This is a genomic window from Phaeodactylibacter luteus (assembly GCF_007993045.1).
Classification (GTDB): Bacteria; Bacteroidota; Bacteroidia; order Chitinophagales; family Saprospiraceae; genus Phaeodactylibacter; species Phaeodactylibacter luteus.
The window spans coordinates 1-206 of record NZ_VOOR01000296.1 but is presented as its reverse complement, the minus strand read 5'-3'; the positions used below and the strand labels follow the sequence as shown (position 1 = coordinate 206).

The window sequence follows — 206 nt, the reverse complement described above, 5'->3', positions numbered from 1 at the left end:
TACGTGCCGGGCACAACGGTGCCTTACACCATCACGGTGACGAACAACGGGCCGAGCGCTGCGAGCAGCGTAACAGTAGCGGACACCGCGCCTGTAGGCACAACGATCAGCAGCTGGTCTGCGGTAGTGACCACCGGCACAGCGACGCTGTCCAATGCCAGCGGCACGGGCGACTTCAGCGAGGTGATCACCAATATGTCCAACGG

General features: G+C 62.6%; 1 pseudogene. It reads left to right on the top strand.

From position 1 onward, the window contains the following. Positions 1 to 206 (top strand): annotated as a pseudogene (locus FRY97_RS22240) (DUF11 domain-containing protein); the annotation flags it as partial.